Here is a 24,090-nt window from a genome sequence, read left to right on the forward strand (position 1 = left end):
GAGCCGGGAAGCGCGACGGCTTTGCGACCTGAGGCCAACGCTGCCGTTTTTTTGTAGGAGCGGCTTCAGCCGCGACAGGCTCTACCGAGACTGCCTGTCGCGGCTGAAGCCGCTCCTACAAGGAACTGCGGTGCGTGGGTGCCGCGGGCGCCGATGCTACTGCGCCGCGGCCGCCTCCGCAGCGCGCAGGGCCTGCGCCACCGCCTGCAACGAACCATGCACCGAACCTGGCTGCAGCGCCAAGGGCTGGGTCTTGCCGTGCACGACCACCTCCATGCGTTGCGGCACGCCCTTGGCATCGCCGACGATGCGATAGGTGGTGGCGGCGCGGGCGAAGCTCAGCGTGTGCCGCGCGGCATCGTAGGCGAAGGTTTCCTCCTCGCCATCCGGATACAGCAGCTCCACCTGCTGCTGCGCGCCGATCGCCGCGTAGTACGGCGTGCCGGACGCGCCATCGCCATCGTTGGCGAACGCCACGATGCGCTTGCCGGACGGCGCCAGGCGGAATTCGAGCAGGATCTTGCGGGTGCCCAGCGCCGTGCCGCCCTCCTCGTCCCACAGGTAGTGCTCCTGCGCCACGCGCTTGCCGCCCTGGTCGCGGTAGCGCGTTTCCTGGGTCAATCCCGGCCCCTCGGCCCTGGCGTCGTCGACCACCTCGCGCTGCAGCAACGGCTTGCCGTCGCGCACCGTGTACACCGCGAATTGGTGCCAGCAGCAGCCATCCTTGGTCATGGTGTGGATCTCGCGCGCCTTCGCATCCACCTGGAACAGGCCGCAATTGCTCTGCGCCAGTTCGGTGAACTCCGGGCTCGGCGCGAAGCCATCGGCGGTACCCAGGTACACCTGGTACGACGGGCCGTGGTAGCAGCTGTTCTGCCCGTCCATCAGCGCCAGGTCCTTGATCCCGTCGAAATTGAAATCGTCGTAGATCAGCACGCTCTGCTCGCCGTACGGCAGCTCGTGCACGTTGGCCTTGACCTTGCCGCCTTTGGCGTCGGTGTCCAGCACCAGTTCGGGCGAAGCCACCTCGATCAGCGGCGTGGTGCCGCCGCGCGCGAACACACGAATGATGCCGGGGCGGAACACCTCCTCGTTCGCCTCCACCTCCAGCGTCGCCCGGTAGCGGTCGGAAAAATCCTGGACCTTGTAGGTGACGTGTTCGCTGCCGGCGAACGCCTGCGCGTCGAAACCCTCGTCGGCATGGCGATCCGTCTCCGCTGCCGCCGTCGCCGACACCAGCACCCCCAGCAAGACCAGGCCGCAGCGCCACACGGCACGCATGGGAACGGGAACGGCGCGCGCGGAGGGAAACAGCATGACGAATCCTGGGTAGCGGCAGCCTGTGCCTGGACGCGGAAGTCTAGAGCAGCCGCCGCACTTGCGCCGGCACGCTCCGCCCCCCGGTCGCCAATGCCGCCGCACCGCCGGCGGATTCACCGGGCGACGACCCCGCCCCGGCCACACTGGTCACCGCATTCCCTGCCTACCTGGAGCCTGACCTTGAGCGCGACGCCCGACGCTGCGGAGACCACGCAGGTAGTCGGCGGCCTCAGCCGCCGCACCCAGATCCTGCGCCTGCTGCTGCGCTACCGCAGTTCCGGGGTGTTCTCCGGCATGGACATGGACGCCGCCGACGGCGTGCACGAACTGCCGCCGGAAGGCACGCCCGAGCAGTTCGTCACCGACCTGGAAGCGCTGGGCCCGACCTTCGTCAAGCTCGGGCAGATGCTGTCCACGCGTCCGGACGTGGTGCCGCCGGAATTCGCCACCGCGCTGGAGCGGATGCAGGAAAACACCGCGCCGATCCCGGTGGAACGCATCCGCGAGATCGTCGAGGCCGAACTCGGCGTGGCGGTCAACAAGGCCTTCTCCGCGTTCGACGACACGCCGCTGGGCACCGCCTCGCTGGCGCAGGTGCACCGCGCCGCGTTGCGCGACGGCACGCCGGTGGCGATCAAGGTGCAGAAGCCGGAGGTGGCCGCGCAGGTGCGTTCGGACCTGGAAGTGCTGAAGAGCTTCGCCAGCGCCGCCGACAAGCTGACCGGGCTGGGCCGGCGCATCCGCTTCGCCGACTGGCTGGCCGAGTTCGGCAAGGCGCTGCTGGCCGAGCTGAACTACGAAGCCGAAGCGGAGAACCTGGCGCGCTTCGGCGAACACCTCAAGCCGTTCCCGCAGCTGTGGGTGCCGCAGCCGATCTGGGACCTGAGCAGCCGCAAGGTGTTGACCATGCAGCTGGCCGAAGGCGTGCGCGTGGACAAGATCTCCGGGCTGCGCCGCACCGAGCAGCCGATGGACGACTTGGCCGCGGCGCTGGTGCGCGGCTACCTGGACCAGATGTTCGTGCACGGCGAGATCCATGCCGATCCGCATCCGGGCAACCTGCGCGTGCTCGGCGACGGGCGCCTGGCGATCTTCGACCTGGGCATGGTCGCGCACGTGCCGCCGAAGCTGCGCGAGCGCCTGCTCAAGCTGCTGTTCGCCGCGGTCGATGGCCGCGGCGAGGAAGTGGCCGAGGAAACCATCGCGCTGAGCACGCGCCTGGAGGACTTCGACGAAGACCGCTACCAGCGCGAGACCGGGCAGATGATCGCGCGCTACGCCGCGCACGACGCCACCTCCGAAGGCCGCGTGGTGCTGGACCTGGTGCGCATCGCCACCGCCTACGGACTGCGCACGCCGCCGGAACTGAGCCTGCTCGGCAAGACCCTGCTGAACCTGGAGGCGGTGTGCCGCGCGCTGTCGCCGCATCTGGACACGCGCAGCGTGGTCGAGGACCAGCTGCAGCACGTGATGCGCGCGCGGCTGAAGAAATCGCTGTCGGCGGCGAACCTGGCCAGCGAGGCGATGGAGATGCAGGCGCTGCTGCGCGAGGGCCCGCGCAAGCTGTCGGACATCCTGTCGCTGGCCGCCGACAACCGCCTGCAGGTGCGCGTGGCCGGGCTGGAAGAATCGCGGCTGATGGAAAGCCTGCAGAAGATCGCCAACCGCGTCGCGGCCGGCATCGTCACCGCCGCGCTGATCCTGGCCTCCACGCAGATGATGCGCATCGACACCGGCGCCAAGCTGTTCGGCTATCCGGCCATCGCGATGGTGCTGTTCCTGCTCGGCGTGGCGCTGGGCCTGGGCATCGTCGCCAGCGCGGTGCTGTTCGACCGGCGCGCGCACGCCCGCGAAGAGCGCGGGCGGCGCTAGGCCGCGCCGCCGATGCCCGGATGGGTCGCGCCGGGTTTGTCGGGTCGCCAGCCGGTGCGGCGCTGCTTGTCGCCTGAGACCCGCGGCCAGGTCGCGCGCCGCCGGATGGCCGCCAGATGGCCGCCAGATGGCCAACGGCGGGCAAGCACGGCAGCGGCGCGCCGGCGCAGGCGCGCCCCGCAGCACGGCCCATGCATGGGCACGCCGTTCGCCTCCTTCCTTTTGCCGCATCCGCTGAAAAGCGTGGCGCGACCTGCACGAGGCCCGGTGACACACGCCACCGGAATGATGCCGCTAGACTGAGGTCCGGCGTCTTGCTGCGTAGCGGTTTCGATCGCGACGACCGTTGCGGCTTCGCGTGGATCAATGCGCAGCAGATCAACGCTCATGGACGAAGGAGCAAAGCGGCCTGTGCATGCGCGATGGGAAAACGACATTTTCCATGCCATGCGAGCAAGCGCCGGCAAAGCCGCAAGGCTAACGCATCGAAAAAACGTCAGTAAATATCAGAAACTTCGATCATGTCACTGCATCCGAAACTCGTTGTCCCTGAGCAGATCAAGATCCACCGGCTGTTTGCCACACCCCTGGCTCAAATCGCGCATCCAGCGGCCGAACGTCTCAATCAAATGCTGAAAGAGGAGATCGATCGGAACAGGGCCGATAATCCGGCGGGCGTGCGCCACAGCAATTCAGGGGGATGGCAGTCCAGTGCGGACTTCAACGCGTGGGGCGGCGAAGGCTCCATGGCGCTGACCGCGTACGCCACGGAGTTGGCCTACGCGTTGACCGCCGTCTACCATCCGGAGCACGGCTTGGTCGTGCCCGAGTTCGAGTGGAAGATAAACGCATGGGCGAATGTCAACAATGCCGGGGATTCGAACGCGCAACACGCGCATCCCGGCGCATTCTGGTCGGGTGTCTACTGGGTGGATGACGGTTGCGACGATGGCCAGGAGGCTGGCGGAGAACTCCAGTTTCTCGACCCCAGAGGGGTCATGCCCTCGCTCTACAACCCGGAACTCAAGATCCGGATCGCGGGCTGCCTGAGTGCCGGATTGACGACCTCCATCGCGCCCGAGAGCGGCACGCTGGTCATGTTCCCTTCCTGGCTGCTGCACTCGGTCAGCCTGTTTACGGGGTCGCGGCCGCGCATCTCGGTCGCGTTCAACTTCAGCGTCTGAGCGAACGCACCTGTTCCCGGCCGGGCAGCGCCGCGGACCGGCATAGAGTGAAAGCGCCGCCGCCCGCGCTCACGGCTCCTTGCGCAGCAGCCGCACTTCCTGCGGCGATTCCAGCGCGATGCCCTCGTCGGCCAGGCGCTGCAGCAGGCTGAAGAACAGATCGCTGCGGATGCCGTAGACCAGCCGCGGATTGCCGACGTAGGCGAAGCTGTTGAGGGTGACGTGGCCGCTGGCGATGGAATCGATGAACACCGACGGCGCCGGCTCCTCTAGCACGCCCGGATGCGCGGCATAGAGTTCCAGCAGCAGCGCGCGCAGCTTGGCCATGTCGGTGCCCAGCGACACCGCGAACTGGATCTGCACCCGGCCCAGCGGCCCGGCCAGGGTCATGTTGCGCAGGGTCTTGGTGATCAGCTCGGAGTTGGGCACGATCAGCGTGGAGCGGTCGCCGACCTGGATCTCGGTGGACCGCACGCTGATCTTGCGTACGTCGCCTTCCTGGTCGCCGATCTTGACCCAGTCGCCGATCTTGACCGGGCGCTCGGCCAGCAGGATCAGCCCGGACACGAAGTTCTGGATGATCGACTGCAGGCCGAAGCCGATGCCCACCGACAGCGCGCTGACCACCAGCGCGATCTGCGCCACCTCGATCCCCGACGCCGCCAGCGCGCACAACGCGGCCAGCAGGATGCCGACATAGCGGGCCACGGTGCTGACCGAATTGCGCGAGCCGTCGTCCAGTTCGGTCTTCGGCAGGTAGGTCTCGGTCAGCCAGCCATGGATGTATTGCATCGCCAGCAGGCCCACGCCCAACACCAGCGCCGCGCGCAATACGGCGCCCGGGTACAGGTGGCTCTTGCCGATCGGGATGCCCTGCGACAGCACCGAGAACCAGTCGGTGATGGTCGAGACGTTGGTCCCGAACGGGATCAGCAGTGCGCCCACGCCGATCAGCAACAGGCACACGCGCAGCACCGCCGAGGTCAGCACCCCCGCCTGCTCAAGGCGGCTGGCGCGCACGCCGAACGCCCCGTTGGCGGCGCGGCCGATGCGGCCTTCGCTGGCGAACAGCCACAGCGCGAAATCGTCGGCGAAGGTCATCAGCAGGCGAATCGCGCCGACGATCATGGTGATCCAGATGATCTGCCGGGTGATGAACAGGCCCAGGTACAGATAGCCCAGCAGCGACGCCAGCAGCGCCACCACCACCGCCACCCGCACCAGCACCCCGACCAGCGCCAGCGCGCCGCCATGCTGTCCCGGCGGCGGCGGCTGGCCGTTTTCCAGCGCCTGCGCCGCGGCCTCGGCGTACTGGCGCCGGCGCAGCCGCGACAGGCTGGTCAGGATCGCCAAGATCAGCACCGCGTACGCCAGCGCGATCACGCCGTCGGCGGCCACCGTCGCCGAGGCGCTGGTATGGCTGGCGCGGTTGATCACCAGCAGCATGCTGCTGACCCAGGCCAGCGTCGCGGTCGCCCAGGTGTACTTGCGCAGGCGCCGCGCGGTGGCGTCGTCGATCGGGAACAGCCGCCACGACGGCTGGTTCGGCAACAGCACGCTGGCGCCCAGCGAGCCCATGAACGCGGCGGCGAAGCTGTACACCACGAAGCCGCGCAGCACGCTCTCCAGCGTGGTCGGCACCGCGCCGATACCGCGCAGGCTCTCGGCCAGCACCAGTGCGGCCAAGCCGGGGGTCAGCGTGCCCAGCAACAGGAACCACAACGCCAGGCCGGAGCGGCGCAGGCGGCTGCCCGGCGCGCGCGACATCGCGTAACGCTTGCCCAGCCAGCGCAGCAGGTAGCGCAGCGGGAACAGCAGCACGAACGCGATGGTCAGGCCGATGCCGAGCGCGCCGGCGCCGTTTTCGGCGATCGCGTCGTCCAGCGCCTTTGCGCCCACCTGGTACAGGGCGAGCAGGCGATCGCGGTCGCCGGGGAAATCGCTGGCGATCTGCCGCCACAGCGACGGCGACAACGGCGAGGTCGAACGCAGCGACAGCTCCTGGCTGAAGTGCTCGGCCTGCACGTTCTCGATTTCCTCGCCGAGCTGCTTGGCCTCCACCGCCAGCAGCTTGCCGCGCTTGATCCCCGAATCCAGCGGCGCGCGCTGCTTGGCCAGGTCCTTGCGCTGCGCGGCGATGTCCTTCGCCTCGCCGTCTGCCGCCGGGCCGAGCTGCTGCAGCCGCGCATCGACCTGGGCCAGCTGCGGGGTCAGCGCCGCGACCGCGGCCTCGGCATCGCGCTGCGCATCGGCCACCTGCCCGATCAGCTTGCGCAGCGACTCCTGGTCGTCGGCGTTGTCCACGCTGCGCCGCGCGTCCTGCAGGGTCTGCTCGGCGCCGCTCAGCAAGGCCTGCGGGTCGGGCGCCTGCGGCTCGTCCTGCGGCTGCGCGCTCGCCGCCGCGCTCAGGCACAGGAACAGCAGCAGCAGCGAACGGCGCAACAACGACAGCAGCACGGCGGAACGGGAAGGCAGGCGCACGCGGGGGACCGGCAGTGAAGCGCGGACCACCGCGCGTGCGGCGCAATATACGGCGTGGCGCTTGAACAGGGCCAGCGGCACGGGGCCGGTGGGCATCTGTCGCGGCTGAAGCCGCTCCTGCAGGCGCGCTCTTGTAGGAGCGGCTTCAGCCGCGACAGGGTCTCATTGCCCCGCCCCGGCCTGGGTCAGCAACACGATCTTGCCGATATGCGCGCTGGATTCCATCCGCGCATGCGCCTGCGCCGCCTCGGCCAGCGGGAAGCAACGGTCCAGCTGCGGCTTGACCCGGCCCTGTTCCAGCAGCGGCCAGACCTGCTGCTCCAGCTCGCGCGCGATCGCCGCCTTCTCCATCACCGAGCGCGCGCGCAGGGTCGAGCCGGTATGGGTCAGGCGCTTGGCCAGCAGCGGCATCAGGTCCAGCTCGCGGACCTTGCCCTGCTGGATGCCGATCTGCACGATGCGCCCGTCCAGCGCCGCGGCCTGGTAGTTGCGCGGCAGGTAGTCGCCGCCGAGCAGGTCCACGATCACGTCGGCGCCGCGGCCGCCGGTCAGGCGCAGGGTCTCGGCGACGAAGTCCTCCTCGCGGTACAGGATCGCCGCCTGCGCGCCCAGCGCCAGGCTGGCCGCGCGCTTGTCGGCCGAGCCGACGGTGCTGATCACGCGCGCGCCGAAGGCCACGCCCAGCAAGGTGGCGACGCTGCCGATGCCGGAGGTGCCGCCGTGCACCAGCAGGGTCTCGCCGGCCTGCAGGCGGCCGCGCTGGAACACGTTGGCCCACACGGTGAAGAAGGTCTCCGGCAGCGCCGCGGCCTCGGCCAGGCTCAGCGGCGCCGGCACCGGCAGCGCGTTGCGTTCGTGCACCACCGCGTATTCGGCATAGCCGCCGCCGGCGACCAGCGCGCACACCGCATCGCCGAGCCGATAGCGCTCCACGCCCTCGCCCATCGCCACCACCTCGCCGGCGAACTCCAGTCCCGGCAGCGGCGACGCGCCGGGCGGCGGCGGATAGCTGCCGCGGCGCTGCATCACGTCGGGGCGGTTGACCCCGGCCGCGGCCACCCGCACCAGCAGTTCGCCGCGGCCCGGATGCGGCAGCGGCAGGCGCACCGGCACCAGCACCTCCGGCTCGCCGGGGTGGCGGATCTCGATCGCGGTCATCGAATCGGGGAGCGAAGCGGCGGACATCGGGGACATGGCGGGCACCTGGGCAAAGACGGCGCAGCGCCACGCGGGCGCGCAGCGCGGGAACCGCGATGATCGGCCTTCGCCGCGTTGCGATCCGTGATGGCGCGCGCAGGGTTCCGTCCGGACCAAACACCGTCCGCTCGGAAACTGGAGGGATGCCGTGAAATCCCTGTAGGAGCGGCTTCAGCCGCGACAGGATTTATCGGGAATGCCTGTCGCGGCTGAAGCCGCTCCTACAAAGTGCGCAACGCGATGCGAGGACTGCGCTAGCTAGTCGCCAGCCGCCGCCTGCACCGGCCACGGCGTCAACGCCGGCACGTCGGCCTGCACCTGCTGCGGGTCCAGCCGCGCCTGCAGCGCCGGCAACGCGACCGCCAACGGGCAGCGCAGTCGGCCGCCGCAACCCGGCAGCGGCCAGCGCCGCTCGCGCAGCCGGTCGCCGTCGAAGCGGTTGTCGCGCAGCGCCTGCAAGGTCGGCACCACGCTGCGCAGTTGCAGATAGTCGCGGCCGCCCTGCCGCACCAGGTCCAGCAGCAGCGCGCCGCCGGGCGGATAGGCATCGGGCTGGCCGCGCACCGGGCCGGGCACGTCGAGCAGGCCGGCCAGATGCGCCAGGTTGGTGTCGTGGCCGAGCAGCAGCAGCGCGCGGGTGTGCGCCGGCGCCAGCGGCGCCACTGCCGGGGTTTCTCCGGCGGCGGCCTGCAACGTCGCCAGCAGGTGCGCGAGCAGGTTGGAGCCGCCGGCACGCGCCGCCGGCAAGGCGCGCTTGCTGTGGTCGAAGGAGGCGTTGTGCAATCCGATCAGGCGTTGCAGGGAAGTCGCATCGGCGCGGCCCCACGCCACCTGCGCCAACGGCAGGCCCTGCGCGTATTCCAGCATCAGGTTCTCGGCCAGGCTGCCGGCGGTCTTCAGCAGCTTTGCCGCCTGCGCGGGATCGTCCAGCCGCTGCGGATCGTCCAGGCGCGGGGTGTCCTGGCCAGGCGCCTGCGCGGCGCAGGCAGCGCCCCGGCAGCCGGACAGGACCTGCTGCAGCGCGCGCAACCGCGCACGCGTGGCCGCATCCGGATGCAGCGGCGCGGCCACCGCGTCGTCGTCCTTGTCGTCGCTCCTGTCCTTGCCGGCCGCGTAGTGGAACAGCGGATTGTTCTGTGCGGTCGGCAGCGCCAGATACCGGGCGCGGCAGCCCGGCTGCAGGCCTGCGCCGAAGGCCGCGGCGCTGGCGTGGTTGCGCGGCGTGCTGTCGGCGATCAGCACCACCTGTGCCTGGCCGCAGTCAGGCGCCAGCACGCCCTCCTTCAGCCAGCGCTGCCGGTAGCGCGCGCCCAGCGCCTGCATGCCCGCCGCGCCGTGCGCGGTGAGCATGCCCGGCGCCACCGGCCATTGCGGCCATGGCTGCGCTGCGTACCTGGCCAGCGCCTGCGGATCCTGGGTCGGCGCGCGCACGCCGTGGCGCATCACCACGATGGTCAGGCGCACTTGCGCTGGAGCGTTTGCGCCGGCGGCCGCGGCCGGCGATGCCGCCGCGGCCAGCATCAACAGCACCGCCACGCGATGCAGGCAGCGCCGCGCAAGCGTGGCGGTGATGGGTGCCTGGATGGAAACATGCATGCCGCCGGCCTCAGAACTTCAGCGACAGGTCGAGGAACACGCCGCGTCCGGCCAGGCCGAAGTACAGCGGCTGGTTGTCGGAAGAGCGCGCGCCGGCGTAGCCGATCAGGGCATGCCGATCGAGCAGGTTGTTGACGTCCATGCTGATCGAGTAGCCCTTCAGGCCGTAGGGGCCATGCGTGCTGCGATAGCCCAGCGCCGCATCCAGGCTGGCATAGCCGCCCAGGCGCTGGTCGTTGCCGAACACGGTGGCGCCGCTGGCGTCCGTGGTGTTGTCCACGCCGTACTGCGCACCGACCACTTTCTCCATCAACGAACCGAAGTAGCCGGTGCCGCTGTTGTAGAGCAGGCCCAATGCCCCGGTCACGCGCGGGGTGCCGGCGACCTGGGTGCTGCTGTGCTTGTAGGTCGCCTCGTTGTAGCTGGCGTTGGCGTACAGGCTCAGCGACGGCGTCAGCGCATAGGTGGCTTCGGCCTCGGCGCCGCGGTACACCGCGCCGCCGCCGTTGACGTAGGCGCTCTCGGTGCCGCTGTCGGTGGCGACCAGGGTCTGGCTGATGTAGTTGCTGAAGTCGATGTAGTAGACGTCGGCGCCGAAGGTCAGGCCGCGCGCGGCGTAGCTGGTGCCGAGCTGGTAGTTGCTGGTCAGCTCCGGCTGCAGGCCGCGTGCGCCGTTGAGTTCGATCACGTCGATCGGCGGTGCCAGGAAGCCGCGCGCGGCCTGCACGTAGCCGCTCCAGTGCTCGTTGAAGGCATCGTGCAGGCTCAGCGACGGCAGCGTCGCGTCGTAGCTGGCGCTGGTGTAGGACGGCGCCGGCGGGGTGCTCTTGTTGAGCTGCGCGTCGAGTTCGCGCTCGACCCGCGAATAGCGCACGCCGGGACTGAGGGTCAGCGTGTCGCTCAGCTTCCAGTCGTACTGCACGTACGGCTGCAGCGTGTCGGTGCGGTCGTGCAGCTGGTAGTTGTACAGATAGCCGTACTTGGTGCCGCTGGCCGCACCGGTGGTCATGTCCACCGGCAACTGCTCGCGTTCGTCCAGGTTGCGCTCCACCCACACGCCGGTCTGCAACTGGCCCGGGCCCAGATCGCGCGCCAGCCGCAGCACGTCGCCGAAGGCATGGAAATCGTTGTCCGACAGCTTGCCGGGCACGTCGGTAGCCGACTTGGACAGCTTCTTGCCGGTGCTGGAGTAGAAGGTCACGCCGTTGTCGGCGGCGCTCTCGCTGGTGGGGATGCTGCTCTTGGCGGCGGTGTGGTCGAAGCTGTTGTAGTAGACCTTGTTGTCGAGCTCCCAGTCGCCCAGGCGCGTACTCAGGCCCAGATAGCTGAAGCTGGAGTAGTACGCGGCGCTGTTGTAGCCGGTGTAGTTCTGCAGGGTCGGATCGTTGCCCAGGCCGTAGCGCCAGCCGTGCTGTTCGATCTGCGCGCGGGTGGCGCCCTGCACGGTGTTCTGGTGCTCCTGGTTGTAGCTGCTGACGAAGGTCAGCGTGGTCGCCTCGCCCAGCTCGGTGACGGTCTTGACGAAGGCGTGCTCGCGGCGGTCGTCGGTGCCCTTCAGGTAGGTGTCGCTGGCTTCCTTGGACAGATCGGCGAACACGCGGGTGTTGCCGATGTGCTCGTCGGCGCTGACGCCGGTGGACCAGGTGTCCCAGCTGCCGCCGGTGGCGTACGCGGTGACGCCGTCCACCGCACTGGGGTTGCGCGTGCGCAGCGCCAGCGTGCCGCCGAAGGTGGCGTTGCCGATGGTGGCGCCGCCGCCGGGGCCGCGGTCGATCTCGGCCTGGCCGAGCACGTGGTTGTTGAAGTACGCGGACGTGGTGTGGTGCAGGTCGCTGGCGTCGCCGAACGGGATGCCGTCGAAGGTGATGTTGAACTGGCCGTCCTGGAAACCGCGGATGCTGATGCCTTCGTTCTTGCCCAGGCCGGGGCCTTCCGGCGAGGTGGTGACCACGCTCGGCGCGTACTTGATGATGTCGTCGTAGTTCGCGTTCAGGCGCAGGCCGTCGCGGATGAAGCGTTCGTCGATCACCGAGGTCGGCTGGCTCGCCTCCAGCGGCGCGGCGCTGGGCGCCAGCGTGTCGACGCTGTTGGCGGTGACGTTGATCGGCGCCAGTTCGCGCGGGCCGTCGTCGCGGTCGCCGTTGTCGGCCGCCGGCGTGGCCGCGGCATGCGGCGCGCGCGGAGCGGCGGCACTGCGTTGCGCCGGCGCGGCGCTGCGCACGATGCTGACCGTGGTCGGGGTCGGCATGCGGTAGTCCAGGCCGGTGCCGGCCAGCAGCTTCTGCAGTTGCTGCGCCGGCGCCAGCCCAGCCGGCGCGCCGTTGCTGCGTTGCCCGGCCGCCAGTGCCGGGTCGTACATCAGTTGCAGGCCGCTGTTGCGTGCGAACAGTTCCAGCGCCTGGTCCAGCGGCATCGGCGCGATCGCCGGTGCGGAGGCGGCGACGGGGGCCGACCACGCCGGCAGCGAAGAAGTGCTGCCGAGCAGCAGGGCGATGGAGACGACGAGCGTGTTGCGCATGGGACGTGCTACCGGAGGGGAGAGGAAGGCGGCCGTGCGCACGCAGCGCGACGACCATGCCTACCTAGGAGTGCCGCACAGCGCCGCGCGGCTACCGGTATTTGCATGAATTTTTTCTTACATCGGCGCCGGTGCGCTGCGGATCGTCACCGCCTGCGCATCGCGGTGCACCTGCACGTTCGGCAGGCTGCCCAGATAGGCGACGAAGGCCTCCGGATCGCGCAGGTGGAACACGCCGCTGATGCGGCGCGCGGCCAGCGCCGGGTCGGCGATGCGCAACGGCTGCGTGGTGTAGGCGTTGAACAGCCGCGCCACCTCGCCCACGCTGCGATCGTGCACGCCGACCTGTTCCGGTAGCCAGGCGGTGGCACCGGCGATGTCGGCGTGCGCGTCCAGCCCCAGCAACTGGCCTTGCGGATCCAGCCGCGCCTGCTGGCCGCCGCCCAGGTCCGCCAGCTGCGCGCCCTCGCTGGGCAGCGCGCTGCGCCGCCACCACGGATGCGCGCCGCGCAGCACGTGCACGCGCCCCTGCAGCACGGTGACGCGGGTGCCGCCGGCATGTTGATCGACGCCGAACACGGTGCCGATATCGCGCAGCACCAGCGTGCCGACGCTGACCCGCAGCGGCCGCGCCGGATCGTGGCCGAGGTCGAACAGCGCCTTGCCGCGCAGCAGCGCGATGTCGCGGCGCTGCGCGCCGTAGCGCACGGCGATGGCGCTGCCGCGGTCCAGGCGCACCACGCTGCCGTCGCCCAGCGCCACTTCGCGCCCGGCTTCGGTCCCGGCGGCGTAGACCGTCGCCGGGACCGTGTCCGGCATCGCCAGTTGCGTAGCCACACCTACCGCCGACAGCGCGAGCACGGCGGCCAGGCCCAGCGCCCAGCGCCGAGTGCGGGTACGCGCCGGCGCCGCGCGCGATCGCGGCGACGCAGCGCGGCCGAGCTCGGGCCGCAACGGCACCACCACCGCGCCGCTGTGGCGCGCATGCGCGCACAGCTGTTCGCTGCTGGCCGGCTGCGAGTGCGCCGCGGCCTGCAGGTCCTGGTGCAGATGGGCGATGCCCAGGTATTCGGCCACGTGGGTGGGCGATTGCCGCAGCCAGGCCAGGAACTCGGCCTGCTGCACCGGCGCCAGCGGCGCTTCGCGCTGCGCCAGGTACCAGGCCGCGGCGGCCGCCGCGATCGGCGACTCACGCATAGCGCGCCATGCCCTGCCGGCACACCGCCAGGCCCTTGATGATGTATTTCTTGACCATGTGGCTGGAGATCTGCAGCTGCTCGGCGATGTCCTGGTAGCCGAGTTCGTCGCGGTAGCGCAGCACCATCGCCGCGCGGCATTTCGGCGGCAGCCGCGCCATCAGTTCGGCCAGGCGCTGCCGGCGCTGCGCGCGATGCACCTGCGCATCGGCTTCGCACGGCACCGCCAGCCGCTCCAGCACCTCGTCCAGGCAGGTGTCGCGCTGCGTGCTGCGCTGGTTGAGCAGCGCGTGCTCGCGCATCAGGTTGGCGGCGATGGTGAACAGGTAGGCTTCCGGATTGGCGATCTCCGGCGCATGCGCCTCGCTGCGCTGCAGGCGCAGCCACACTTCCTGCACCAGGTCCTCGGCATCCCATGCCGCAGCGCGACGGCGCAGGAAATAACGGCTCAGCGACGGCCGCCATTGCAGGAACAGCCGCGACAGGGCCGGCAAGGGTTCGGGACGCACCAGGCGCTCACAGGATCGGAAAGGCCTGCGATGCTGGTCGCGGCAGATGACAGTCCGATGACGCACGGGCAGCGCGGATGTAGATGACCGGCTGCGCCCCAGCCGGCATTCAGTTGCGCGCCGATGCCGGCTCCGTTCGCTCGAACGGCGGATGGAGCGCCGCCCGTGCCTCCTGCTCCATGGCCATGCATGCTGCGGCGGCGCATCCAGCGTTTCTCCTGCGGGACAGGATGTCCTTCGGACCGGCCTTCCGTTCGATCGGCCCCGCCCCATATCGGAAGAGTTGCCGTCTCCCTCTCGGCCGGCGTTCGCACCAAGGACCTCTCCATGACCGACCCTATCGTCCAGATCAAGCCCCTTGGCTTTCCGTGGGAAACGATCGACCCGTTCCTGTTCTGCGTCTACCACGACGATGCCTACCCCGCCGGCAATGGCGCGATGGGTCCGGCAGCGTCGCTGGCGGGCCGCGCCATCGGCCAGGACTTCAGCCGCAAGGACGGCTGGAGCATGTATCACGGCGAGCGCATCCCCGGCTTTCCCGGCCACCCGCATCGCGGCTTCGAGACCGTGACCATCGTGCGTCAGGGCCTGATCGACCATGCCGACTCGCTCGGCGCGGTGGCGCGCTTCGGCGCCGGCGACGTGCAATGGGTGACGGCCGGTGCGGGCCTTGTCCATTCGGAGATGTTCCCGCTGCTCGACACCACCGCGCCCAACCCGCTGGAACTGTTCCAGATCTGGCTCAACCTGCCGGCGCGCAGCAAGCTGGCGGCGCCGCACTTCACCATGTTCTGGGCGGAAGACCTGCCGCGATTCACCGCCACCGACGATGCTGGCCGCACCACCGACGTGGCCTGCGTGGCCGGCCGCGTCGGCCCCGTGGACGCCGCACCCGGCACCGCCGGCGGCCCGCTCGCGCCGCCGCCGGATTCGTGGGCCGCACAGGACGACGCCGACGTGGCCATCTGGACGATCCGCATGGCGCCCGGCGCACGCTGGACGCTGCCCGCCGCGCAAGGCGGCGGCACGCGCCGCAGCCTGTACTTCTTCAAGGGCGCAGCGGTGAGCGTGGGTGGACGCACTGTCGCCAGCCACGCCGCCATCGAGTTGCGCGCCGACCAGGCGGTCGAGCTGGTCAACGGCGATGCGGAGGTGAGCGAGTTCCTGGTGCTGCAGGGCCGGCCGATCGCCGAACCGGTGGCGCAACATGGCCCGTTCGTGATGAACACCCAGGCCGAGATCGCCCAGGCGATGGCCGACTACCGCCGCACCCAGTTCGGCGGCTGGCCGTGGCAGGACGAGGCGCCGGTGCACGGCCGCGATCCGAACCGCTTTGCGCGACATCCGGATGGGCGCGAGGAGCGGCCGGCGCCGCACAAGCTGCGCGTCCCCTGATCGGCGAGTCGCTTTCGCGCCTTACCCTCGCGCCAACCCCTCTCCCGACGGGAGAGGGGCTAGTGCCTGTCCCCTTCTCCCACCGGGAGAAGGTGCCCCGAAGGGGCGGATGAGGGTATGGGCGGAGCCTCGTGCATCCAACTCCGCGAGTCGCTTTCGCGCCGGACCCTCACCCCAACCCCTCTCCCGACGGGAGAGGGGCTAGTGCCTGTCCCCTTCTCCCACCGGGAGAAGGTGCCCCGCAGGGGCGGATGAGGGTACGGGCGCAGCCTCGTGCACCCGAACTCCGCGAGACGCTTTCGCGCCGGACCCTCACCCCAACCCCTCTCCCGACGGGAGAGGGGCTACGCTCAATAGCGCGCCGAGGCCAGCGCCTGCGCGCGCTCCAGTTGTTCGGCGATGCGCTTGCGCGCCTGCTGCAGTTCCTGCTTGGTCGCTTCCTGTTGCGCCGCCGGCACCAGCTCGGCATCGATCACCGCCAGCGCATCGGAATAGCTGCGCACCATCGTCGCCATGTAGGCGTTCATGTACGCCGAATCGTCCTTTTCCTGGTCCAGCGCCTGCAGTTGCGCCTGGCCCTTGGCCGCCTGCGCGGCGATCTTCTCCGCATCGCCGGGACCGCCCTTGCCGGCGTCCGCGGCCGCAGCGCCGTGGTGCGCGGCGACCACTTCGCGGGCGAAATCGGCGACGCTGCCGCTGACGTTGCGCGACAGCGCCTGCTGCGACAGCGCCACCGCATTGCCTTCCAGCACCTGCAGCATCGCCTTGGCCGAAGCGTCGCCAGCGATCGGCGCGCGCCCGCTTTCGCCGCCGACCGGGGCCGCGGTCGGCGCTGGCGAGGTCGCCGGTGCGGTGCGTGAGGTCTGGTCGCCCGGCTTGCCGCAGCCGCTCAGCGCCACGGCGGCCAGCGCCGCGAGAATCGAAAGCCGGGTCGTGATGCGCCTCGGGGTCATGGGGTGCTCCTGGTTGGTCAGCCGCTACCTTGCCCAGGCGGCGCGCAAACCCGCGTGAATCGCCGCGCTTTTTCGTGACGCGGCATTGACGTGGCCGGGCGCATGCAGTGGTCTGCCGCAACCGCGGCAGCGTGGAGACCGCACATGGCGAACAACGAGAAAACCGGCGACAAGGCGGGCAAGGCCGCCTCCAAGGTGCTCAGGGACGGACGCACCGGAAAGGACAGCAAGACCGCCGCGGCGTCGGCGCTGTCGCAGCGCCCGGACAAGAAGAAGGGCAAATAGGCTGTGCCGGCAGCAAACGCCGCACCGACGGCGTTTGCTGCCGGCCGCTAGAATGGTTGCATCGCCGTTACAGGCTCCAGAGCGTTCCGATCCGCCGATGACTCTCGCGCCCGACACCCGCGCACCGCGCAAGCGCGTGGCGCTGTACGAAGACGTGGCCGAGCGGCTGCGGCAGAAGATCTACGACTACGTGCTGCCGCCGGGCGAGTGGATCGACGAGCCGGCACTGGTCGCCGAACTGGGCATCAGCCGCACCCCGCTGCGCGAGAGCCTGAAGCTGCTCGCCGCCGAAGGCCTGGTGCAGATCGAACCGGGCCGCGGCGCGCGCGTGACCCGGCTGAACCTGGAAGACCTCAACGAGCTGTTCCCGGTGATGGCGCTGCTGGAAGGCCGCTGCGCCTACGAGGCGGTGCGCAAGGTCGACGCCGCCGGCCTGGCGCGGCTGGAAACGCTGCACGCGCGCATGGAGCAGGCCGCCGACGAAGGCGACCTGGCCGAGTACTACCGGCAGAACTACCTGATCCACGAATCGGTGCAGGAATTCGCCGGCAACCCGTGGCTGATCCGCGTCACCCACGACCTGCACCGCATCCTCAAGATGCACCGCGGCCGCCAGCTGCTGGCGCCCGGACGCATGCAGCAATCGCTGTCCGAACACCGCGAACTGATGGACTGCTTCCGCCGCGGCGACGCCGAAGGCGCCGAGCGCACCATGAACCGCCACCTGCAAAGCCAGGGCAACGCCCTGGCGATGTACGTGGCCGCCGGCGGCAAGTTGAATGTGCCGGCGCCGTTGCCGAGGGGCCGGGATTCGGGATTGGAGATTGGGGATTCGTAACAGCGGCATCTGCTGCGCGATGAGCAGATGCGCTGATTGGAACCCCACACAAAAAAGCGCCGACCAAGGGCCAGCGCTTTTTTGTGCAACTCACGTTGGATCAGCAACCGCGACCCGCTTTAACGAATCCCGAATGCCGAATCCCCAATCCCGGCCTCAAAGCCACCCCGGCACCACCAGCAGCAACCACGCCAGCAGCGGGCCGAACAGCACCACCAGGCCGCTGTAGATCAGGAAGCGCTTGTACAGCGACTCGCGTTCGTCCGGCGCGGCCGAGGCCACCACCAGCGCGCCGTTGGTCGAGAACGGGCTCACGTCCACCACCGTGGAGGAGATCGCCAGCGCGCAGATCACCCCGGCCGCGCCGAGGTGGCCCTGCAGCAGGAACGGCACCGCCAGCGGGATGGTCGCGCCCAGCACCGCCGCCGAGGAGGCGAACGCGGAGACGATGCCGCCGACGTAGCACACCAGCAGCGCGCCGAGCAGCGGGATGCCGATGTCGGACACGCCGTTGCCGATGTAGTCCACCGCCCCGCTCTCCTGCAGCACCGCCACGTAGGTGACCACGCCGCTGATCAGCAGCACCGTGGACCAGCTGATGCCGTCCACCGCGCCCTTCTGCGCCTTCGGCGACAGCAGCGCCAGCGCCACCGCCACGGTCATCGACACCAGGCCGACGTTGAGGTTGTAGATCAGCGAGGCGATGCCCAGGCCGAGCAGGCCGAACAGGGTCAGCACGCGATCGCGGTTCAGGCTCACCGCGTCCAGCGCCACCGGATCGGTGGACAAGGTGCCGCCGCCGGCCGACAGCAACGCGCCATGGCCTTCGATCGCGAACTGGCGGTGCGAGGACTGATCGCCCACCGGCACGTACTCGGCCGTGGCCAGCGACGGCGTCTGTTCGCGCCGCAACAGCGCCAGGCCGCCGAAGGCGAAGAAGCAGATCAGCGCCATCAGCAGGTTGAAACCGAGGCTGGTCAGGAACACCGCCATCTCGGTCACGTCCAGCCCGGCCTTCTCCACCACCTTGTTGGTGATGCCGCCGTACACGCTGATCGGCGAGAACCCGCCGGCCTGTGCGCCGTGGATCACCAGCAGGCCCATCAGCAGCGGATTGATCCTGTACTGCTTGGCGAAGCGCAGCGCGACCGGGCCGATGATCGCCACCGCCGCAGGACCGAGCGCGCCGAAGGCGGTCAGCACCGCGGTGACCACGAACATCACCCACGGGATCGCCACGATCTTGCCGCGGACCGCGCGCACCGCCCAATGCACCAACAGATCGATGGTGCCGTTGTTGCGCGCGATCGCGAACAGATAGGTGATGCCGACCAGGGTCAGGAACAGGTCGCCGGGAAACCCGGCCAAGACCTCCTTCCCGTCCATGCCGACCCAGACGCCACCGATGATGAAGGCCAACGCGAACGCGACCGCGCCCATGTTGACCGGCAACGCCGTGGCCACGATGAACATGACGATCAAGCCGATGATCGTCGCGATTTGTGGACTCATGCGCCCTCCCGAGCTTGCTGGATCCGTACCACTGCCGCGAATGGCCACCCGCCATCCTGGGTCGTTCGCCAACTGCCTACCGCCGTTGCGGCGCGACGGCTCCCATCGCCGCCCCCTCCCGCCGCCACGGCTGCATCACTGCATGCGTTGCTCCGCCTGCCGCACCCAGGCCGCCGCCGCGGCCAGGCTGCCGAACTCTTCCACCGAGCGCGCCTGGCACTCCGGCAGCAACTCGCGTGCGATGCGCGCCAGCGCACCGCCCGGTCCCAGTTCCAGGAACACGCGCGCGCCGCGTTCGGCGGCCTGGCGCAGCGTTCCGGCCCAATCCAGCGTCGTCGCCAGCTGCGCCGACAAGGCGCCGATGGCGTCGTCGCGGTCGCCGATGCGGTGTCCGTCGATGCCGGCCAGCACCGTGGCGCGCGGCGCCGCCAGCGGCGCGGCGCGCAGATCGGCGGCGAAGGCCTGCGCCGCGCTCGCCAGCAACGGCGTGTGCGCAGCCACCGCCACCGGCAGGCGGGTGACCCGTGCGCGCTGCGCACGCGCCTGCCGCTCGCCGTGCGCCAGCGCATCGGCATGGCCGCCGAGAATCAGGTGATCGTCGCCGTTGACGATGGCGATATGCAGCCCGGTCTGCACGCACAGCGTCTCGGCCGCGTCGCGCAGCAGACCCTGCACCGCGATCAGGCCGTCGCCATTGCGGCTGGCCGCATCCATGCGCTGCGCGCGCCGCACCGCCAGCGCCAGGCAGGCGGACGCGTCCATGCCGCCGGCCAAGGCATGCGCGGCCAGCTCGCCGATGCTGTAGCCGAGCAGCAACGCCGGCGTCGACAGTTGCGGCAGCAGCGCCGCGGCATTGGCCAGCACCGCAGCGCACACCAGCGGCTGCGCGATCGCATTGTCGTAGCGCGCGTCGGCGCCGGCCAGCGCGCGCGGATCGGCGCCGAGCACCTGCGCCGCCGCGGCCAGCACCGCCTCGGCCGCAGGTTCGCCGACGACGTAGTCGAACATCGCCGGATGTTGCGCGCCCTGTCCCGGGCACAGCAGCGCCAGGCTCATACGCCCTCCTGGCGCTGCAGGAAGCAGGCGCAGGCGAGCAGGTCGGCGCTGCCGCCCGGGCTAAGCCGGCGCGCGACGAAGGCCTCGCCGATGCGCGACAGCTGCTGCCGCCAATCCGGCTGCGCCGCGCCGCCGGCCTCGAGGAACGCGCGTGCGCGGCGTTGCGCGAAGCGCAGCCCGTCGCGGCCGCCGCGATGCAGCAGATTCAGATCGTCGGTCTGCGCGATCAGCTGCAGCAGGGTCTGCGCCAGCGCTGCATCCTGCGCCAGGCCGGCGCGCAACGCCGCGCGCAGGCTCGGCAGCGCCACCTCGCGCAGCAGCGGGAAGCCGGCGGCCGCCTGTTCGCGCACGCCGGCCACGCCATGCAGGCGGCGCATGCGCTGGCCGTGGCTGTGCGGGTCCAGCGGCGCGTCCAGCAGCGCATCGCGCCAGACGCCGACGGCGTTGCAGACCGCCACGCCATCCGGCATCGCCTGATTCCGGCTGCGCAGCCGCGCCGCCGCCGCGACCAGCAGGCCCAGGCTGAAGATCGCGCCGCGGTGGGTGTTGATGCCGCCGGTGGCGCGCAGCATGGCGCGCTCGGCGCCGATGCCGAGTTCGCGCAGCGCGGGGAACGCCGCACCGGCCGCGGCGGCGGCGGCGATCGCGACGAAGTAGCCGCGCAGCGCGAACAGGCTGCGCAGGAACGTGGACGCGTCCATGTCGTCGTGGCTGCCGCGATCGAACGGCGTGACCAGGCCGGGCTTCGGCGCGCAGGCCAGCTCGGCATGCAGGCTGGCGACGGCAAGACGGCCGAGGCGGTGCGGCATGGCCCCCGCGTCGGGGAAATTCGCTGTGGTCTTCGCCGAGGCAGAGGCTACTTGCGGAACGCCAGCGAATTGCACTGCAGGAGAGGCTTTGGCCACGACCGCTTTCGACGTTCTAACGACTCCTGCTTCGTTCGTCGCGACTGAAGTCGCTCCCACAAAGGCTTGCGGATAGCTGGCTACCCGCACTGCGGGAGGGACTTCAGTCCCGACAGCTTCCGGAGCCGGAAGCTTCGACGCTGCGTTCGTCGCGGCTGAAGCCGCTCCTACAGGGACGCGCGGGTGGCTGGCTACCTGCGCTGTGAGGGGGACTTCAGTCCCGACGGCTTCCGAAGCCGGAAGCTCCGATGATGCTTTTGTCGCGGCTGAAGCCGCTCCTACAGGGACGCGCGGGTGGCTGGCTACCTGCGCTGTGGGAGGGACTTCAGGCCCGACAGCTTCCGGAGCCGGAAGCTCCGACGCTGCGTTCGTCGCGGCTGAAGCCGCTCCTACAGGGACGCGCGGGTGGCTGGCTACCTGCGCTGTGGGAGGGACTTCAGTCCCGACGGCTTCTTCCGCCGACACATTCGCACTTGCGGGCGCTGCCGACGCCGGGAAACAACCGTATGCCACGCCGCGCTCGGCCTGCAGATCCATCACGCCCCCCATGCCTGCAGCAGCTCGGCGCGCGGCTGCAGCCGGCAGTCGCGCAGCGCCTTGACCAGCAGTTGCGCGCTGTCGCCGGCCAGCTCGCGCCAGCTCACCGCGTTGCCGTCGGGCAGCAGCACTTCGCCATCCACGCGATGCCCGTGGTGCTGTTCCCAGCGCGCCAGGTCGGCGAGCAGCGCGGAGGCCTGCGCCGGCGATGGCACCGGCCACAGCAGATCGATGTCCGAACCGGCCTGCACGTAGGGCAAGCCGGTCAGCGCCTGCCAGGCGAAGGCGCCGAATACGCGCGGGATCAGGCCATGCGTGGCGGCCAGCGCCTGCAACTCGCGCAGCGGCACCTGCCACGCCGGCACTGCCGGCCGCTGCGCGCAGACTTCGTCCAGCGTCAGCGGCGCGCGCTGCCGCACCACCGCATCGCGCTCGGCCGACAGCGACAGCCGCTGTTTGCCTTCGGCCGGCGGCAACGGCACGCCCAGGCGCAGCAGCTGCGCGTCGTCGCTGCGATCGCCGCGCGCGACGATCGCCGGATGGCCGGCAGCGAACCACGCGCGCAGGCGCGCCTGCGCGCCCGGCGTGCGTGCCTGCCATGGCGCATCGGCCGCCAGCCAGACCAGGTCGTGCCGGGCGAGCGGCTCATGCATGGCCGGCGGCGACCTCCGCGGCGATCGGCGCAGCGAGCAGGCGGCCATTGCGTTCGGCGCCGCGTTGCGCGCGGACATCGCCGTGCAACGGCGCCTGCAGCGCGGCGACCAGCGCCTGCGCCAGATCGCCCTGCCACAGCGCTTCCACCGCCCCCATCGCCACGTAGTTCTCCACGCCCGGCGCGAACACCGGCGAGCTCTTGCTCAAGGCTTGCAGCTTCTCCAGTGGCTGCTTGGTGACCCGCGCCATCGCGCGCAGGTCCATCACCCGCACCTGCGCCTCGGGCAGCGCGTAGATCGCGTCGGCCATCAGCCCGAAGGCGAGGAAGCCGCCGCTGACCGATTCGCCGTAGACCAGCGTCAGCAGCCGCGCGCCGCGCCGCCGCGCCAGGTCCAGGCATTGCGCCAGATGGCCGAAATAGCCGTTGATGCCGAGCAGTTCGTCCTTGCGCGACGGCCGCTGGCCGGCGGTATCGACCAGCATCACGATCGGCCGCTGCGGATGCGTGCGGGTGCTGTCCAGCACCGCGGCGGCCAGCGCCAGCGCGTGCTCCACCCCCACTTCCAGCTTGTCGGCGCTGCCGATCACGGTGACCTCGCCGAGCGCGGTGCTGGCGCTGCCGCCGATCACGCCATCGCGCACCTCGACCCGGTGGCCGAGCGGGAACAACGCTTCCAGCAAAGGCATCAGTTCCATCACGGGCTCCGGTCGGCGACGGCGGCAAGGAAGGCGGCGGTGTCCAGCAGCGGCAGCGCTTCGGGATCGGCGATGCCCTGGCGGCGCCAGATGTCGATGCCGTCGCGGCAGTCGCCATAGGCGTCCAGGCGCTGGCGCAGCGCGGCGTGTTCTGCGGCGATGCGCGACAGGCCGTCGTCGTCTTCGGCCGGCGGCGCCGCCGCCAGCGCGGCGATCGCCGCGGCGCGGAAATCCTCGATGGCATCGGCGACCAAGGCCTGCGCTTCGCCGAGCAGATAGCGGTGCTTGCCGCCGGTCACCCGCCACACCAGGGCGCGATCGCGCGAATCGAATTCCTCCACGCCGCGCACGGTCTCGATCACTTCCGGACCGGAAAGGCCCAACCGCCCCTCCTCGGACATGACGATGCGCGAGCAGCAGCGGCTGACGATGCCCATGCCGCCGAAGCAGCCGTTGCCGCTGCCGATCAGCGCCAGCACTGGCACGCCGGCGGCGCGCGCGTCCAGGGTGGCGCGCATGATTTCGGAGATCGCGATCAGTCCGGCGTTGGCTTCGTGCAGGCGCACGCCGCCGGTGTCGGGCAGCAGCAGCACCGCCGACGGCTTGGTCGCCGCGGCGCGCTGCAGCAGCCCGGTGAGTTTGGCGCCGTGCACCTCGCCGACCGCACCGCCCATGAACTGGCCTTGCTGCGCGGCGATCAGCACCGTGCGCCCGTCCAGCCGGCCCTCGCCGACGACGATGCCGTCGTCGAACGCACCGGGCTGGTCCAGCTGCGCCAGGTGCGGACTCATCGCGCGCTGGCGCGGACCGACGAACTCGCGGAACGAGCCAGGATCGAGCAGGCCGGCGATGCGCTCGCGCGCGTCGGCTTCGTAGAAACTGCGCGGGCGGCGGTTGTTCGGGATCGCGCTCATGCGCAGCTCCGGTGTGGGTGGCTTACTCGCCGGATGGACAATGCGGGACGCTCGTTCATTGCAGCAGGCGCCTGGATCGCGGCCGGCGGCATCCAGGCGCTGCTGTAGGATCGCGTCGGGGCTGAAGCCCCTCCCACAGCAGGGCTCCCCGCAGGCACGGCATCCCTTGTAGGAGCGGCTTCAGCCGCGACGAGCGGAGTCGAAATGTCCCAGGCTCCGGACACAGTCGGCACTGAAGCCCCTCCTACAGGAAGAAACCGAGCGACATCACCTGTGGGAACGACTTCAGTCGCGACGAACGAAGCCCGAACCGCGACTGTCGCGGATGCCTTCGACACCGAAGCTCCCCATGCAAGCACAGCGCTCCCTGTAGGAGCGGCTTCAGCCGCGACGAACGGAGTCGAAATGTCCCAGGCTCCGGACACAGTCGGCACTGAAGCCCCTCCTACAGGAAGAAACCGAGCGACATCAC

At 70.4% G+C, this 24,090-nt stretch carries 20 protein-coding genes; 5 read left to right on the forward strand and 15 right to left on the reverse strand.

Going from position 1 to position 24,090, the window contains the following annotated elements:
- Window positions 1-156: 156 nt before the first annotated feature.
- Window positions 157-1,317 (reverse strand): XAC2610-related protein, encoded by a 1,161-nt coding sequence (locus tag JR064_RS21955; protein ID WP_241093231.1) that lies wholly within the window; start codon window positions 1,315-1,317, stop codon window positions 157-159.
- Window positions 1,318-1,500: 183 nt separating this feature from the next.
- Here JR064_RS21955 and JR064_RS21960 point away from each other — a divergent pair, with 183 nt between their 5' ends.
- Window positions 1,501-3,192 (forward strand): ABC1 kinase family protein, encoded by a 1,692-nt coding sequence (locus tag JR064_RS21960; protein ID WP_206231134.1) that lies wholly within the window; start codon window positions 1,501-1,503, stop codon window positions 3,190-3,192.
- Here the strand turns inward: JR064_RS21960 and JR064_RS21965 are convergent.
- Complete coding sequence (locus JR064_RS21965; RefSeq protein WP_206231135.1) at window positions 3,189-3,581, reverse strand: hypothetical protein; 393 nt, start codon at window positions 3,579-3,581, stop codon at window positions 3,189-3,191. The genes JR064_RS21960 and JR064_RS21965 overlap by 4 nt on opposite strands.
- A 132-nt stretch (window positions 3,582-3,713) precedes the next feature.
- Between JR064_RS21965 and JR064_RS21970 the strand changes: the two genes are divergently transcribed.
- Window positions 3,714-4,376 carry a TIGR02466 family protein gene (locus tag JR064_RS21970; RefSeq protein ID WP_206231136.1) on the forward strand — a complete coding sequence of 221 codons (663 nt, stop codon included), beginning with the start codon at window positions 3,714-3,716 and terminating at the stop codon, window positions 4,374-4,376.
- 69 nt (window positions 4,377-4,445) lie between these two features.
- Here JR064_RS21970 and JR064_RS21975 read toward each other — a convergent pair whose 3' ends face one another.
- The 6 genes from JR064_RS21975 to JR064_RS22000 all read right to left on the reverse strand — a co-directional run bounded on the left by JR064_RS21975 (window position 4,446) and on the right by JR064_RS22000 (window position 13,873).
- Window positions 4,446-6,818, reverse strand: coding sequence for a DUF3772 domain-containing protein (locus JR064_RS21975; RefSeq protein WP_241093233.1), 2,373 nt, complete (start codon window positions 6,816-6,818; stop codon window positions 4,446-4,448).
- A 201-nt stretch (window positions 6,819-7,019) separates the two neighbouring features.
- Entirely contained in the window at window positions 7,020-8,051 is a 1,032-nt protein-coding gene (locus JR064_RS21980) for an NAD(P)H-quinone oxidoreductase (protein ID WP_206231137.1), read from the reverse strand.
- 261 nt (window positions 8,052-8,312) lie between these two features.
- Complete coding sequence (locus JR064_RS21985; RefSeq protein ID WP_425510326.1) at window positions 8,313-9,575, reverse strand: histidine-type phosphatase; 1,263 nt, start codon at window positions 9,573-9,575, stop codon at window positions 8,313-8,315.
- Between the two features lie 85 nt (window positions 9,576-9,660).
- Complete coding sequence (locus JR064_RS21990) at window positions 9,661-12,168, reverse strand: TonB-dependent receptor (protein ID WP_206231139.1); 2,508 nt, start codon at window positions 12,166-12,168, stop codon at window positions 9,661-9,663.
- Between the two features lie 117 nt (window positions 12,169-12,285).
- The gene (locus JR064_RS21995) at window positions 12,286-13,365 is read right to left on the reverse strand and encodes a FecR family protein (protein ID WP_206231140.1); all 1,080 of its coding nucleotides are present in this window, start codon (window positions 13,363-13,365) and stop codon (window positions 12,286-12,288) included.
- Complete coding sequence (locus JR064_RS22000) at window positions 13,358-13,873, reverse strand: sigma-70 family RNA polymerase sigma factor (RefSeq protein ID WP_206231141.1); 516 nt, start codon at window positions 13,871-13,873, stop codon at window positions 13,358-13,360. The genes JR064_RS21995 and JR064_RS22000 overlap by 8 nt, the downstream gene beginning before the upstream one ends.
- Window positions 13,874-14,200: 327 nt before the next feature.
- Here JR064_RS22000 and JR064_RS22005 point away from each other — a divergent pair, with 327 nt between their 5' ends.
- Entirely contained in the window at window positions 14,201-15,268 is a 1,068-nt protein-coding gene (locus JR064_RS22005; protein ID WP_206231142.1) for a pirin family protein, read from the forward strand.
- A 350-nt stretch (window positions 15,269-15,618) separates the two neighbouring features.
- Here the strand turns inward: JR064_RS22005 and JR064_RS22010 are convergent, their stop codons facing one another.
- Entirely contained in the window at window positions 15,619-16,221 is a 603-nt protein-coding gene (locus JR064_RS22010) for a DUF4142 domain-containing protein (protein ID WP_206231143.1), read from the reverse strand.
- A gap of 144 nt (window positions 16,222-16,365) precedes the next feature.
- Here JR064_RS22010 and JR064_RS22015 point away from each other — a divergent pair, with 144 nt between their 5' ends.
- Complete coding sequence (locus JR064_RS22015) at window positions 16,366-16,506, forward strand: hypothetical protein (protein ID WP_191826200.1); 141 nt, start codon at window positions 16,366-16,368, stop codon at window positions 16,504-16,506.
- Window positions 16,507-16,603: 97 nt separating this feature from the next.
- On the forward strand, window positions 16,604-17,344 hold the full coding sequence (locus JR064_RS22020) for a GntR family transcriptional regulator (RefSeq protein ID WP_179569293.1): 741 nt from the start codon (window positions 16,604-16,606) through the stop codon (window positions 17,342-17,344).
- Between the two features lie 156 nt (window positions 17,345-17,500).
- Here the strand turns inward: JR064_RS22020 and JR064_RS22025 are convergent, their stop codons facing one another.
- The 6 genes from JR064_RS22025 to JR064_RS22050 form a co-directional block, all read right to left on the reverse strand.
- Complete coding sequence (locus JR064_RS22025; protein WP_179569295.1) at window positions 17,501-18,856, reverse strand: SLC13 family permease; 1,356 nt, start codon at window positions 18,854-18,856, stop codon at window positions 17,501-17,503.
- Between the two features lie 135 nt (window positions 18,857-18,991).
- A complete protein-coding gene (locus JR064_RS22030) occupies window positions 18,992-19,912 on the reverse strand; it encodes an acyltransferase domain-containing protein (protein WP_206231144.1) in 921 nt (306 codons plus the stop codon).
- The gene (gene mdcB / locus JR064_RS22035) at window positions 19,909-20,721 is read right to left on the reverse strand and encodes a triphosphoribosyl-dephospho-CoA synthase MdcB (RefSeq protein ID WP_206231145.1); all 813 of its coding nucleotides are present in this window, start codon (window positions 20,719-20,721) and stop codon (window positions 19,909-19,911) included. Before mdcB ends, JR064_RS22030 begins: the two co-directional genes overlap by 4 nt.
- 632 nt (window positions 20,722-21,353) lie before the next feature.
- Window positions 21,354-22,007 (reverse strand): malonate decarboxylase holo-[acyl-carrier-protein] synthase, encoded by a 654-nt coding sequence (mdcG, locus tag JR064_RS22040; protein ID WP_206231146.1) that lies wholly within the window; start codon window positions 22,005-22,007, stop codon window positions 21,354-21,356.
- Window positions 22,000-22,704, reverse strand: coding sequence for a biotin-independent malonate decarboxylase subunit gamma (gene mdcE / locus JR064_RS22045; RefSeq protein WP_206231147.1), 705 nt, complete (start codon window positions 22,702-22,704; stop codon window positions 22,000-22,002). Before mdcE ends, mdcG begins: the two co-directional genes overlap by 8 nt.
- Window positions 22,704-23,618: a biotin-independent malonate decarboxylase subunit beta gene (locus JR064_RS22050; protein ID WP_191826195.1), complete on the reverse strand. Its 915-nt coding sequence runs from the start codon at window positions 23,616-23,618 to the stop codon at window positions 22,704-22,706. The genes mdcE and JR064_RS22050 overlap by 1 nt, the downstream gene beginning before the upstream one ends.
- Window positions 23,619-24,090 lie beyond the last annotated feature (472 nt).

Source organism: Xanthomonas bonasiae (assembly GCF_017163705.1).
Classification (GTDB): domain Bacteria; phylum Pseudomonadota; class Gammaproteobacteria; order Xanthomonadales; family Xanthomonadaceae; genus Xanthomonas_A; species Xanthomonas_A bonasiae.

Coding starts and splice junctions, on each gene's coding strand:
- JR064_RS22050 (WP_191826195.1), bottom strand. CDS start 23,618: ATGAGCGCGATCCCGAACAACCGCCGCCCGCGCAGTTTCTACGAAGCC.
- JR064_RS22030 (WP_206231144.1), bottom strand. CDS start 19,912: ATGAGCCTGGCGCTGCTGTGCCCGGGACAGGGCGCGCAACATCCGGCG.
- JR064_RS22025 (WP_179569295.1), bottom strand. CDS start 18,856: ATGAGTCCACAAATCGCGACGATCATCGGCTTGATCGTCATGTTCATC.
- JR064_RS21980 (WP_206231137.1), bottom strand. CDS start 8,051: ATGTCCCCGATGTCCGCCGCTTCGCTCCCCGATTCGATGACCGCGATC.
- JR064_RS21995 (WP_206231140.1), bottom strand. CDS start 13,365: ATGCGTGAGTCGCCGATCGCGGCGGCCGCCGCGGCCTGGTACCTGGCG.
- JR064_RS21985 (WP_425510326.1), bottom strand. CDS start 9,575: ATGCTGGCCGCGGCGGCATCGCCGGCCGCGGCCGCCGGCGCAAACGCT.
- JR064_RS21970 (WP_206231136.1), top strand. CDS start 3,714: ATGTCACTGCATCCGAAACTCGTTGTCCCTGAGCAGATCAAGATCCAC.
- mdcB (WP_206231145.1), bottom strand. CDS start 20,721: ATGCCGCACCGCCTCGGCCGTCTTGCCGTCGCCAGCCTGCATGCCGAG.
- JR064_RS21955 (WP_241093231.1), bottom strand. CDS start 1,317: ATGCTGTTTCCCTCCGCGCGCGCCGTTCCCGTTCCCATGCGTGCCGTG.
- JR064_RS22005 (WP_206231142.1), top strand. CDS start 14,201: ATGACCGACCCTATCGTCCAGATCAAGCCCCTTGGCTTTCCGTGGGAA.
- JR064_RS21990 (WP_206231139.1), bottom strand. CDS start 12,168: ATGCGCAACACGCTCGTCGTCTCCATCGCCCTGCTGCTCGGCAGCACT.
- JR064_RS22020 (WP_179569293.1), top strand. CDS start 16,604: ATGACTCTCGCGCCCGACACCCGCGCACCGCGCAAGCGCGTGGCGCTG.
- JR064_RS21965 (WP_206231135.1), bottom strand. CDS start 3,581: ATGAGCGTTGATCTGCTGCGCATTGATCCACGCGAAGCCGCAACGGTC.
- mdcG (WP_206231146.1), bottom strand. CDS start 22,007: ATGCATGAGCCGCTCGCCCGGCACGACCTGGTCTGGCTGGCGGCCGAT.
- JR064_RS22010 (WP_206231143.1), bottom strand. CDS start 16,221: ATGACCCCGAGGCGCATCACGACCCGGCTTTCGATTCTCGCGGCGCTG.
- JR064_RS22015 (WP_191826200.1), top strand. CDS start 16,366: ATGGCGAACAACGAGAAAACCGGCGACAAGGCGGGCAAGGCCGCCTCC.
- mdcE (WP_206231147.1), bottom strand. CDS start 22,704: ATGGAACTGATGCCTTTGCTGGAAGCGTTGTTCCCGCTCGGCCACCGG.